We start from the raw sequence: 13,681 nt of genomic DNA, 5'->3' as shown, positions 1-13,681 counted from the left end.
AATAATTATAAATACAATTCAATTAATTTAAACACATAGAAACATAGATTTAACGATTTTGAAAAAAAAAGTAAATCAAAAAGAAACAAGTTTCTCAAACATAGTTATGTGTTTAATTTAGGTTTTTATGAATTATCTTAAATTAGCACTTTATAACCTAAAAACAGAAAAAAATGACAATTGGTATAGGCGGTTCTACTGCTGCAATCGAATTAGAAAAAATACAAAACAGAACTCAGGATGTACAACCCATTCAGTTGGAGGAATATCTGGAGCGCATAAAAAAAGCAACTGGATTGATGAAAGAGCTTTCTGTTCAGGCACTTTACCTGAATGCGGGAACCAATCTGTATTATTTTACAGGAACGAAGTGGAATGCTTCTGAAAGAATGGTTGGTGCTTTATTGTTTGATGATGGTTCTTTAGAATATATAGTGCCAAAATTTGAAGAAGGTACTTTTAAGAAATACATGAAAGTTCAGGCCAATATTAATTGTTGGGAAGAACACGAATCGCCTTATGTTTTATTTGGTAAATTATTGAATGACAGAAACTCTGAGTATGGGAGAATTGCCGTTGATGAATCTGCGCCTTATTTTTTAGTTGATGGAGTTTCAAAAGCCAATACTTCGCATGCTTTTATAAATGCGCAAGAAATTACGGCCGCTTGCAGAATGCAAAAATCTAAAAATGAAATTGCTATTATTCAAAAAGCAAAAGATATTACGATGGAGGTTCAGCGTGCTGCCGCTAAAATATTACGACCAGGAATTACCGTCGACGAAGTTGTTGATTTTATAAATAAAGCACATATTAAGGCAGGAATACCTTCGGGCTCTTATTTCTGTATCGTTTTATTTGCTGATGATACACAATATCCTCATGGCGTTTCGGTTCCTCAGCCTTTAAAAGAAAATGATGCTGTGATTGTAGATACAGGCTGTAGATTAGAAGGTTATCTTTCTGATATTACAAGATCTTATGCATACGGAACTCCTTCGGAAGAATACAGAACCATTTGGAATTTGGAGCAAAAAGTTCAATTTGCTGCTTTTGAAGCGGCGAATATCGATGCTTCGTGCGGATCTGTCGATGACGCGGCGAGAAAAACTTTGGCGGAAGCCGGACTAAGCCCTGATTATGATTTACCGGGATTACCGCACAGAGTAGGGCACGGAACCGGATTAGACATTCATGAATTTCCGTATTTAGTCCGCGGAAGCGAAATAAAATTACAGGAAGGAATGGTCGTGAGCAATGAACCGATGATTTGTATTCCGGGGAAATTTGGAATTCGTCATGAAGATCATTTTTACATGACAGAAAACGGGGCGAAGTGGTTTACTGAGCCAATGCATAGTGTTGATAATCCTTTTGGATATTAAATATGCACTCTGTTTGTCATTTCGAGGAACGAGAAATCTCCGTAAGTAATTCTACAAAGATTGGCGATTTTCTTTGTGGAGTTTCTCGTATGATCCTTCGTTCTAGGATGACAAAAATGGGAAATAGTTCGTATGAAAACAATTGCCCTAGCCCCGATAGAAGTGGAAATCCTTTTGTGCCGGGGTTCGGCACAAAAGATTGAAACGTATAGCGGGATTAGCTCCTGAAAAAAACATTATATCATTAGCAATCGAAATGACAATATTACGCTTGATAAAAGTATTGTAATTCGTTAAATCTTAATTAAATAAAATAAAAAAAAATGAAGCAATTTTTACTGTTATTATTGACCATTACATATTCAGCTATTCAGGCGCAGGAAAGTTCTTTAATTAAGATCGAAACTCAAAATTCTGCGTTAGTGCTTAAGGTTGGTAAAAACAAAAAATTGTATCAGACGTATTTAGGAACAAAACTGAATAACAGTAGCGAATACGAAGCCGTTTCAAAAGAAAATACCAAGAATTTTGTGGTCAATGACGGGAATCCTTTAATTGATTTACGTCATTCGGCATATCCAACTTTTGGAACCGATAATTTGTTCGAACCCGCTATTAGAATCACGCACAACGACGGAAATCCTTCATTAGAATTAGAATATCAAAACCATACGATTCAAAAAATTGATGATAATACAGCTGAGATTATCATCAAATTAAAAGATCCTCAATATCCGGTTTTTGTCAATCTTCATTATAAAACTTTCTACAAAGAAAATGTAATCGAATCCTGGACAGAAATTCAGCACAACGAGAAAAAAGCTGTAATGCTGTACAATTATGCTTCCTCGGCATTGCATTTGGATGCTGATCAATATTGGCTGACACAATTTTACAGTGATGTTGTTGAGGAAGTTCGAATGGAAGAAAGTCAGCTTACAAGAGGCATCAAGGTTATCGATTCGAAATTGGGAGTTCGAACCAATATGTTTGCTTCACCTAGTTTTTTTCTTTCTTTAAATTCGAAATCAGGCGAAAATACAGGCGAAGTGATTGCTGGTACAATTGCTTGGTCGGGAAACTTCAAGTATACATTTGATATTGATAACAATAATGAGTTGAGAATTATTTCAGGTATAAATGAATTTGCTTCCGAGTATAATTTAGAGCCCGGAAAAACATTCAAAACACCTGTTTTTATTTATACCTTTTCGAATCAGGGCAAAGGTCAGGCGAGTAGAAATTTGCACGCCTGGGCCAGAAAATACGGCCTTAAAGATGGCGAAAAACCGCGACTTACTTTATTGAACAATTGGGAAACAACCTTTTTTGATTTTGACGAAAATAAACTCGCCAACATGTTTACAGATGCCAAAACATTGGGCGTAGATATGTTTTTGCTGGATGATGGATGGTTTGGAAACAAATACCCAAGAAGCGGTTCAACATCAGGTTTAGGCGACTGGCAGGCAACAAAGTCAAAATTGCCAAATGGTATTGGTTTTCTGATGGAAAAAGCCAAAGAAACCAATGTGAAATTTGGTATCTGGATCGAGCCGGAAATGATCAACGAAAAAACTGAACTGTACGAAAAACATCCGGATTGGGTATTGAGTTTACCTAACAGAGAAAAGAATATTTATCGCACACAATTGGTTCTTGATTTATGCAATCCGCAGGTTCAGGATTTTGTTTTTAAGGTTGTCGATGATATCATGCAAACCAAGCAGGGTGTTGCGTTTTTTAAATGGGATTGTAATCGTATGATGACCAGTGCATATTCTACCTATCTTAAAAATCAGCAATCGCATTTGTTTATTGAATATACAAAAGGTTTGTATAAAGTTCTGGATCGAATAAAAGCCAAATATCCTGATCTTCCTATGATGCTTTGTGCCGGAGGAGGAGGAAGGGTCGATTACGGATTTCTAAATTATTTTACTGAGTTTTGGGCCAGCGACAACACAGATCCGTTTGACCGTGTTTTTATACAATGGGGATATTCTAATTTTTATCCGGCATTAGCAACCTGTAATCACGTAACTTCTATGGGCAATCAATCCATTAAATTTAAAACCGATGTTGCGATGATGGGCAAATTGGGTTTTGATATTCACGTAGGCGGATTAAAACCAAACGAATTGCAATTTTGCCAGGAAGCAGTTGCCAATTACAAACGATTAAGTCCCGTAATTTGGCAAGGTGATTTGTATCGCTTGATTTCGCCTTATGAAGAAAGCAGGGCAGTATTATCGTATGTGAATCATGATAAAACAAAGTCCGTTGTTTTCTCTTATACTTTGCATCCTTTAACCGATCCTAATTACAGTTTGGTACGATTAGAAGGACTTGACCCTTTAAAAAAATACGAAGTCAAAGAAATAAATCTTATGCCCGATGGCAAAAACACTTTTGAAGGATCAGGAAATGTTTTTTCGGGAGATTTTTTGATGAAAGTAGGTTTGAAAGTTTCTTCTGCAAGACAGGAAAGCAGTGTTGTATTAGAGCTTACAGCTGCCGATTTGAAGAATTAATTCGTATTAATTTTTGCGATTTTGGTTTTTAAATATAAATATTAATGTTTTGTAACTTATTGTAAAATAGATTAGTATATTTTATAAAATAGGTAAAATAGTATTAAATGTAGATAATATTGTCTTATAAGTCAATTAGTGTAGTTTTTACATTTACAAAAGAATGCTATTTCTTAACCTATTAATTAAATAAACTATGAAAAAACTTTTACTACTAGTTGTCGTTTTTCTATCCAGTTATTTTGCAATTGCACAGAAAACGCTTTTTACTCCCACAGAATGGAGTGACCCCAACAATGAATTTTACAATAAAGTATCCAACACCAGAAAGTATGAGTCTACCAACTTTGTGCTTTATTGGGGCGATAAAGTAGGCACAAATCCTGCGGCATATGCAGATGCTGCCTTACGATTTACACCTCAATCGGTTGCAGATACACTCGAGACCAGCTTTAAACGCTATATCACAGATTTGCATTTTGTAAATAATGCGCCAACGACCAATTTCGGGAAATACAAGATCATTATCATGATGATGAACACCTGGAATTCTACAGATCCCAGATTAGAAGCTTTTGCACAAGCGAGTTCCTTTAGCAATACTATTGGCGCTATGTTCGTACATCCTGAAGCCACAAGAGACGGCGGAGCATTATCACACGAGTTTGCGCATACACTGCAAATGATGATGAGCATTCAGGAAAATCCAGGTGCCGGAAGAGCATTTGCCGGATATGATTGGGCCAGTCCGTTTTATGAAGGACATGCCAATTTTATGCGCGCACAGGCTTATCCGCAATGGGCAGAAATCGATGGAACTCTGACCCGCTGGATCCAGACCAAACATTTTATGTGGTCATCGAATCGACATCATTATACCAATTTTCATTTGATGTATTATGTTCAGGAAAAAGAGGGATTTGATTTTACGAGAAGAATGTGGGCAGAATCTATGAATGAAGAACATCCGCTTGAAACGATTAAGCGATTAAAAGGTTTTACGCAGGATCAGCTTGATGATTATTTGTGGGGATATGCGCAGCGACAAGCCGCATTCGATTATCCCATTCAATGGAATTCCCAAATCAACACGACCAGTAATTTCGGAAAAACGATCAGAAACGTTTACAATGCGATAAAAACAAATATGCCTCGTTATACCAGCAGACAATATACGCTGCTTACAAAAGTTACGGGAACTACCGACCAATATTATACCAACAACGATTGGGCACCACAGGATTACGGAATGAATCTAATTCCGTTATACCCAACATGCACAGGAACTCAAAAGAAAGTTACTATTAAATTTAAAGGACATACAGAGGTTAATACTACGCAGGCCGGATGGCGTTATGGTTTTGTAACCACAAAAACCGATGGAACTATTTCGCGTTACAGCCCAATGTATAAAACTGATGGCGAAGCTTCGTTTACGCTTAATACCTCAACAGAAGCCAATATTTATCTGGTAGTTTTTGCAGCGCCAAAAGTGCATGTCAATTACAATATGGATGTTGGTTACCCAAAACAAAGAAGATATCCTTATGAATTAAAAATTGCAAATGCTACTCCGGAAGGATTTCAGCCTGCAGCCAATTTTAGAAGTTTTCTTAAAACAAACGGACATTTACATACCAATGGAGGCGGTTGGGTTTCTAACAATGCAACTGTGGCGTCAACAGTATATGTAGGTCCGTATGCAATTGTACGAGGCGGAACGATTTCAGGAAATGCCCGTATCGATGATTACGCGATGGTAGATGGCGGAACTATAAACGGCAATGCGATTGTAAGAGGCAATGCCTGTGTGTACAATGCGACTTTATCAAACAGCGCCATTGTTGAAGGTAACGCCTGGATGGAAGGTGGTTCTGTAAAAAACACAGCCAATATAAAAGGAAATGCAATGTTGTTTGCTGGAGATTTTGGCAGTTCAGTTGTAGTAGGCGGCGATGCAGAAATTGGCAGTTGCTCTACACCGGGTGTTTATTTACAATTTCCGTATTGGAGAAACGGAAGAGACAATTGCGATGGTAAAGGTGCGAGTGATACTTCTAACATCGATATTAATGCGACATTTACCAACTTTACAGCTGCGCAAATGGCTTTTAGCACCACACCCAACTGTACTGTAACTACGCTTAGTGCTAATAAAGTAGCTGCTGATCCGGAAACAGATTTAAATGTTTATCCAAACCCAACAAAAGGAAACCTGAACATTTCGTTTGCGCAAACAGAACAACAAAAAGTAACTATTGTATTGTTTGATATTAACGGACAAAAATTAGCTACAATTACAGATAAGGTTTATGAAGCAGGCCAAATTGATATTACTTATAATTGCAGTAATTTGATTAAAGGCGTTTATTTGCTCAACATTCAAAAAGGAAGTGAAATTATAAGCAAATCATTTTTGAAAGAATAATCAGGATTTATAGAAACTCTAATAATAAAAGGCGTTAATTTTAAATAAATTAACGCCTTTTTCGATATTTGAAACCTTGCTGAAACTATTTTGTAGTTACAATATAACTTTCAACAGGAAAACCGTATCTCGCTGTGGTAAAATAATCCGGTTCAGTTTCTTTTGAACGTTATTAAGTTGTTTCCTTTTTTATCCTGAATATTTGCAGTTGTGCCGATGATAAAACAGGATTCATTTGAGGCGGAGTATGAGCTTTTACATTTTTTGATAAAAAGTTAAGAACTAAAAAAACAATTATAACTGGATTTTTATAGATTTGTAAAACCTATGATATTTTAAAAATAGTTGGGTAAACAATTATAAAATTCTAAAGACAATGAAATCTGTTAGTTCAATATTTTTACTTTTAATGTTTGTTTGTTCTAATTCTTACTCGCAACTGAGTTCAGATAAAATATTCGAAAGCTTTAAACAAGGAGAACGCACCAATTGTTCATCGATAGCTTTTATAAAAGCTTCTTTGAATGTTTATGGATTAGACAGCCTTTTTGTAAAAGAAAAATTAAATGACAATCTATATAAAATAACATTAAAAAATAATGAATCATTTAATCTGAAGGCGGAGGAACTAAACAGAGCGAGAATATCTGCAGGTTTTATATTTATTAAAGATAATTGCGAAAGCGAAAAAATAACAGAATATGCAATCCTGACCTACGCGGTGATGGCAAAATACAAGCAAATTATTGACAAAGAAGCCACCTTTGAGAGAGCTTTGGAAGATCTGGAAGATGGAGCAGTTTATACACCAACAATTTATAAGTATTTAGGATTTAAAATAGGCAAACAAATACAAAAGCTAAAGCGACAATCCGGAAGTGAATATTGCGGGGTAGTAGCATGGTCAACAGCACATGCCGTTTTTGTTTGCGAAGATTTTATGGATTATTACGGCAACAAAAAAAGTATATGGATAAAATATCCCGGGCGTTTTAGGATAATTAAGTCATAACCTTAAAAACACCTTAAAATTAGTTGTTATATTAAAAAAAAGAAAGCAATAAGTTGTAATTTAAGTTAATTTATATATTTTTGTTTTTACCAACAACCAATTACAAATTAAAATGAAGAGCAAGATTATTTTACTATGTGCGCTTTTTTTCCTGACAACGGGAGCTATTTCAGCACAAGCAAAGAATGCACCAAGAAGCATTATCAGTACAACAGCTTTGATCCGTAAATACCACGATCAAAAAGAATTGAGCGGTATGCAAAAAGGGGAACTTTTAGAATTGTACATAGAACGTATTAAAGTTTTAGTAAAAACCCTTCCTTACATCGCTTTGGTTACTAAACCAGGAGTTACAATGGCAGATTTAGGTATTCCGGACGATGCAGTTCATAAAAAAATACTAGAATCTCAGGCAGTAGGAACAACAACTTTCTTAGATACAACAGTAGAGTTTCAAAGAAAAATGATGCCTTACTCTGACAAGGGAAATCTTGTTGCAGCAATTTTATTTTATGAAAACACACTAAAATCTTTACATGAGTTCAATGAACTTAATGAGATGTAATAATGATACTTAGTCAAAATAAAAAAAACAACCTTTACGGGTTGTTTTTTTTTATTTACAGAAAGTTCTTCTGAATTTTTTAATTGTCTTAATTTGAATATTAAAATAAAGTTAGTCCAAAACTCCAGCCAACCCATCCGGTTATTCCTTTACCATTGTCTTTTATTACATTATAACGTTCTGTTCGATTCTGAACAAAAGTAGAAGTGTTGGTGTCAGGGGCATTTTTATCTCTTAATTGAGACGAATAAATATTAAAAGAAGGGCCTCCGGATATGGCTACACCTTTGAACAGACGAAATGTAAATGCAGAATCGAATTTGTACAAAAAGTTATAGTAATCACAATTTCCTAAATAAAGATATTGCGCACTAATTTCAGGATTGTAGGCAAGGCGGTTTCCTAACCGAATATTTTTTCCTAACCCAATTCCGAAAGAAGTTAGTTTTTCTTCGTTTCTTCGTTCGCTTCTTCCTGCCATCAAAATAGTGTAGAGTTTATTATCTCCAGTTTTTATAGAAAAATTGATATCTGAAATTTCATTACGCGTAATAGTGAATTTTTGATAACCATCCTTTTTAAAGTTCAATAAACCAAGACTATAACCAGATGGCGAACCCGTAACATTCACTAATCCAAACTGAATTCCCTTCAATTCTTTGGCATAATTAAAAAGTCCGGCGATTTGCAGGCCGCGAACCTTTTGGTTTCCAATATTATAAATACCTGATATCTGTAATCCGTTCTGAGAGCCATTCACAGTATTATGAATACCAGCTATTTGAATTCCTTTAGAATCTTGCTGTACATTGTTGTAAATTCCGGTGATTTGTAAACCAATTTGCGAGCCTTTTACGCTATTGTGAATACCGCTCATCTGCAATCCTTTAAGATCACCAAACACATTATTGTAGATTCCGGCAAGCTGGACTCCATTTACAGATCCTCCCACAGTGTTGAATATACCTGCCATTTGCAAAGCTTCGACATTCATTCTGGTGATATTATACAATCCGGCAATTTCAAGTCCGCGAACGCCGCCGGTATATCCTCCCAATACATTTAAAGAGAAGCTACTTGAAATTTGAGAATTCATCATACCTCTTGTACTAAGACTCGGTATCAAAGAAGCCTGTACGGGAGCCTGGCTAATAAGGCCGCCAAGATTAAGGGATTGTATTTTTTGTTTTGATGAAATAAAGAAACGGCCAATTCCCGTTCGTTCAATTTGCGTGTAATCACCCGCATCATAATGAGATTTTGTTTGCCTTGAACCCATTTGGATTTTTATTTCAGAGAGCAACATCATCGTGATGCTTTTGTATTTTTCTTTTGTAACCGTTAGCTCAATGGTTTGTTGTACATTTTTAAGTTTAAGTTCAAAGTAACCTTCTTTATTTGTTAAAGTAGATTGCAGCGCATTTTTTTCATAAACGCTGGCATTCTCCACACGTTTGTTGGTTTTAGTGTCTACGATATAACCGCTTACAACATAATATTCACCAACGATATTGTTTTTTTCTAACTCAAGTGAGAGTTCTAAAGGAGCATAACGAAGGATCACAAAACCCGTTGATTCTTTGTACTCATAATGATTGTTTAGTAACTGATCTAAAACTTCCTTTACGGTAGATTGATCAGCATGAATACTAACGAGACTGTCTTTTGAGACTAATTTACTGTAATAAGCAAATCTAAAACTTCCTTTTTTCTCCATTAGATCCAAAATATTGCCTAACGGTTTTTTATCTGCCTGGATCGATATTTCAGTGGCTAATATAGATTGAGCATGAGCACTAAAAAATGTGCCTGAAAAAAGTATAAATAAAATACATACCAAAGTAAACCTAAAATTTATCTGCATATAAAAAAGGAATTACTCTAATAGAATTTGGTTACCGTTACGTTCCATTTTAATCATAAATGTTTCCTGGATTACTTCTAAAATCTGATCTAATGATTGATCTTTAAATACTGTTGTTATTGGTTTTTCCTGCAATACAGGATTTTTAATCGTGATATTTACATTGTATATTTCATTGAGCGCCTCAACTAATTCCTGTAGTGGCGTCTGGTCACAAACAAGTTCTTTATTACGGTAATAATTGTACAATTGGCCTTTGCTAATGCTTTTTAGCAACTTAAGTTGTAGGTCTGCAATAATTACTTTCTCGCCATGTTTTAGTTCGACCTGATCATTGTTCTTACTTACTTTTACAATTCCGGTTTCGACATCAACTGTAGTTTTTCCGTTTTTGTTTTTTACATTAAAAGAAGTTCCTACTACTTGTACCGTTACATCATTAACAGTAATAATAAAAGGTTTTGTTTTATCAGGAGAAACATAAAAAAAAGCTTCGCCTTGTAAAGTAACAGGTCGTTTGTCACCTTTAAACTTGCGGGTATATGACAAAGAAGAGTTTTTGTTTAAAGTAACCGTCGTGCCATCCGGCAAAGTATCATTTAGAGTAGTGTTTGTTGCATGTATCTGAATTAAAGTGTTCGCTGATTTATTTTCAAAATAAGAATAACCAAGCCATCCCAAAGTACTAATGAGCAGGATAGAGGCAACAATGCGCAACCAATTTTGGGATGATTTTTTTAGAGGAAGCACAGGAACGTCTTTTTCATGCATGCGATTTTGCAGTCGTTTCCAGGCAGCATTTTCATCAACATTATTTTCGGAAGCGATCAAAAGGCTATCGTCCCATATTTTCTTGAAACCATTGTAGTACGTTAAGTTATTTTTATCGGCTTTAAGCCAATTCTCTACTGTTGCACTTTCGTTTGCATCAGTTTCGCCAGCCAGATATTTCACCAGCAAATCATCGTTCATATTCATATTGTTTTGGCTCATGATCTTCGGATTAAATAATATAAGAATAACAAGAAAGGAAGATATTCTACCAGTTTAGTTCGCAATACCCTAAGGGCTTTACCCATTTGGTTTTCTACAGTTTTGATCGAAATATTCAATTGATCGGCTATTTGCTGATATTTAAGCTGCTCAAAACGACTCATTTGAAAAATTGTACGGCATTGCTGCGGCAGTTCATTAATTGCTTTTTGAATGTCGTTTTCAAGCTCAGATGCCATCATATTACTTGATGCATCCGGATCTGACGATTCCATATGATCTGAATATTGTAGTTGAAAAGAGTTTTTTACTTTTAAGTGTTTTATGTGATTCAGACTCTCGTTATGAACTGATCTGTAGAGATAAGCCTTCAAAGAATCATCAATTTGTAATTGATCTTTTTTTTCCCAAATACGAAAAAATACATTTTGAACAATTTCCTCAGCAATGTCAGTATCCTTCATAAAAGTATAAGCGAAAGCATGAAGGTTTTTAAAATACATTTTAAAAATCTTTTCAAAAGCAGCTTCATTTCCGTTCCGGATAAAATTGATATGGTCGCTGTTGCTATATTCCATTTATGCGATTTGACATTGAAATCAAAGATATATACTTTTTATATTTAATAACTAATCAGTTTAATTACTTCATTTTTCATTTTCTGTAGCCTAATTTATAAAAGACATAGAAACATAGATTTGTTGTACCGAAAAGGAGACAAAAAGAAACCCATTTCGTCACATAGAGACTATGTGTATTTTAAATAAGTGCAACACCTTTTTTAAATTGAATAAAAGCTATGTTTCTATGTGTTTAAATGAGTAAAATCCAAGTTTTATTATTATTATTATTATTAATTGTAAGATTGATTGGGCTGATGATGAATCCTGTTATGATTGGTGATTAACTGAATAAAACCATCTATAGAGGTATCACTATCAAGATCAGAATTCAGACCAAATTCATAGGAGTGAACAATACAGCTATGATCTGAGAAATAAGTAAAAGATAATCCTTTATCAGTTTCTTCAGCATTAATTATTTTGGGGTCTATGGTCTCTGCACCATTATCTTTTCGGCTAAAATATTCGAAAAGTTGTTGTTGAAATTGTCGGTGTTTTTCTTGATTTCTTCACATGATACGGATAATTTAATAGGTTGAATCTCTTCTTTATTTAATTTCTTTTTGGCAATAGCATCAGGACTGGCAAAAATGTAATACATCTTTTTTTGAAAACCATTTGCCTTTTTTACATCGGTAATAATATCCTGAAATTCATGAATATTGAGATATAAAGGATTGAGTTTGCTTTTAAGCGCGCTGGTAATACCATAACGCGGTTTTTCTTCTTCGTACTGAAAGGAGTCAAATAAGTGATCCCAAATCATAAAGGTTGCCCCAAAGTTTTTGTCGAGATATTTTTCCTGGCTTCCGTGATGTACACGATGATTAGAAGGAGTTCCAAAATGTTTTTCGATAAAAGGATGCAGCTTTCCAATAGCTTCTGTATGCACCCAAAACTGATACAATACACTCAGCTGATTTGCAATAAAAAATATGGCAGGATGAAAACCAGCAAAAATCAACGGAACAAAAAATACAATTTTAGCATACTGAAACCAACTTTGCCTGAAACTTACCGTAAGATTATAATGATCAGCAGAATGATGAACTACATGGGTTGCCCAGAAAAAACGGCAATAATGAGAAATACGGTGTGTCCAGTAAGAACTAAAATCATACAATATAAAACACGGGATTAAGCTCCACCAATTAAACTCCATGCGATAAGGCAATATATTGTAAATCCCTACTACGGCGTAAAGCAAACCCGTTTTCATGAGTAAATTAACGGTAAGATTCCCAAAACCAATTAGTACAGATCCCAGGGTTTCTTTTTTGTCGTATTCTTTTCGTTCCAGGAAATAAAAAACAACAAATTCTAATATGGTAAAAAACAGCACCACCGGCAAGGCATAAACAATTAAGTTGGGAGCACTTTTTTCGACTTCGTGAATTTTTTCTATTTCAATGGGCATGGCACCAAAGAAGGATAACTTTATAAATAAACTTGAAATGATTGCAAACATGATGATTGATTTTTAGATTGAATTATGAGATTTGAATGTTGATTGTAAAGAGTGTATGATGAAGCTCTACTTTTTGACAGATACCATTTAAGAAATGATAGTCGTTGTAATCTCCGTCAGGCAATACGATTCGGTAGGAGTGATTGTCGATTTTTTTGATGGATAAAAATTGCTGAAAACTATCAGAATAGACCTGATCTTCGCCTACAGGTTCTTTGCTGTAAAGCAGCATGAAATTGTAATCGATATATTGTTCTTTGATTTGCCCCTTTTTATTTTCGGATAAAGTTTTATAATTGGAGTTGACGAACTGAGTCGTTTTATTGGCTTTTTCTTTTCCGTTTACGTGACGCTTTACATAAGAAGACATTAGTTTTCCATTTTTAAAATGAGAACCCTCTTCTGTTTTTACATTAATTCCAAAAATAAACCGGGTTTTTACTTCAGAAGAAATTTTCAAAAACACATCGTCATTATTCGTTTTTTGATAAAATTGCATCTGGCCAATGATACTGCCGTTACGGAGCACATTATAATTGACTGTTTTCTTCTGCGCCTGAGAAGTAAGTGCGAAGAATAAAAAAATTGGAACAAATTGAATTTTGCTTTTTATCGCCTGAAAACTGAAGCTTTTAAATAGGGGATTGGTATCTTTTTTTAATAACCAAAATAATAGTGCGGTAGTGATAGTACATATCATAAGGCAATTGGAGGTTAAGAGTTAATTAATTGTGTTGCTATAGTAGTAACACAACTAAAAGACAATTTACCCCTACGTCACTTTTGATATTTTTTTATTAAAAGAGCAA

The 13,681-nt window shown here is 34.7% G+C and carries 10 protein-coding genes; 5 read left to right on the top strand and 5 right to left on the bottom strand.

The window, feature by feature from the left end:
* Positions 1-173: 173 nt before the first annotated feature.
* The 5 genes from LNP81_RS20305 (at position 174) to LNP81_RS20285 (ending at position 7,924) form a co-directional block, all read left to right on the top strand.
* Complete coding sequence (locus LNP81_RS20305; RefSeq protein WP_230039009.1) at positions 174-1,385, top strand: M24 family metallopeptidase; 1,212 nt, start codon at positions 174-176, stop codon at positions 1,383-1,385.
* A gap of 323 nt (positions 1,386-1,708) precedes the next feature.
* Positions 1,709-3,919, top strand: coding sequence for an alpha-galactosidase (locus LNP81_RS20300; RefSeq protein WP_230039008.1), 2,211 nt, complete (start codon positions 1,709-1,711; stop codon positions 3,917-3,919).
* A gap of 196 nt (positions 3,920-4,115) precedes the next feature.
* Positions 4,116-6,347, top strand: a complete 2,232-nt coding sequence (locus LNP81_RS20295) for a DUF6055 domain-containing protein (protein WP_230039007.1) — start codon at positions 4,116-4,118, stop codon at positions 6,345-6,347.
* Positions 6,348-6,723: 376 nt separating this feature from the next.
* Complete coding sequence (locus tag LNP81_RS20290; RefSeq protein WP_230039006.1) at positions 6,724-7,359, top strand: hypothetical protein; 636 nt, start codon at positions 6,724-6,726, stop codon at positions 7,357-7,359.
* A gap of 112 nt (positions 7,360-7,471) precedes the next feature.
* Positions 7,472-7,924 carry a hypothetical protein gene (locus LNP81_RS20285; protein ID WP_230039005.1) on the top strand — a complete coding sequence of 151 codons (453 nt, stop codon included), beginning with the start codon at positions 7,472-7,474 and terminating at the stop codon, positions 7,922-7,924.
* A 100-nt stretch (positions 7,925-8,024) separates the two neighbouring features.
* Here LNP81_RS20285 and LNP81_RS20280 read toward each other — a convergent pair whose 3' ends face one another.
* The 5 genes from LNP81_RS20280 to LNP81_RS20260 form a co-directional block, all read right to left on the bottom strand.
* Positions 8,025-9,641, bottom strand: a complete 1,617-nt coding sequence (locus tag LNP81_RS20280) for a carboxypeptidase-like regulatory domain-containing protein (protein ID WP_230039004.1) — start codon at positions 9,639-9,641, stop codon at positions 8,025-8,027.
* A 159-nt stretch (positions 9,642-9,800) separates the two neighbouring features.
* Positions 9,801-10,781, bottom strand: a complete 981-nt coding sequence (locus LNP81_RS20275) for a FecR family protein (protein WP_230039003.1) — start codon at positions 10,779-10,781, stop codon at positions 9,801-9,803.
* Positions 10,778-11,359: an RNA polymerase sigma-70 factor gene (locus LNP81_RS20270; RefSeq protein ID WP_230039001.1), complete on the bottom strand. Its 582-nt coding sequence runs from the start codon at positions 11,357-11,359 to the stop codon at positions 10,778-10,780. The genes LNP81_RS20275 and LNP81_RS20270 overlap by 4 nt, the downstream gene beginning before the upstream one ends.
* 472 nt (positions 11,360-11,831) lie before the next feature.
* A complete protein-coding gene (locus LNP81_RS20265; protein ID WP_230039000.1) occupies positions 11,832-12,872 on the bottom strand; it encodes a sterol desaturase family protein in 1,041 nt (346 codons plus the stop codon).
* 22 nt (positions 12,873-12,894) lie between these two features.
* Positions 12,895-13,572 carry a DUF6134 family protein gene (locus LNP81_RS20260; protein ID WP_230038999.1) on the bottom strand — a complete coding sequence of 226 codons (678 nt, stop codon included), beginning with the start codon at positions 13,570-13,572 and terminating at the stop codon, positions 12,895-12,897.
* Positions 13,573-13,681 lie beyond the last annotated feature (109 nt).

Source organism: Flavobacterium piscisymbiosum, assembly GCF_020905295.1.
GTDB lineage: Bacteria > Bacteroidota > Bacteroidia > Flavobacteriales > Flavobacteriaceae > Flavobacterium > Flavobacterium piscisymbiosum.
The sequence above is the reverse complement of the archived record's forward strand: the minus strand, read 5'-3'. Positions and strand labels throughout refer to the sequence as shown.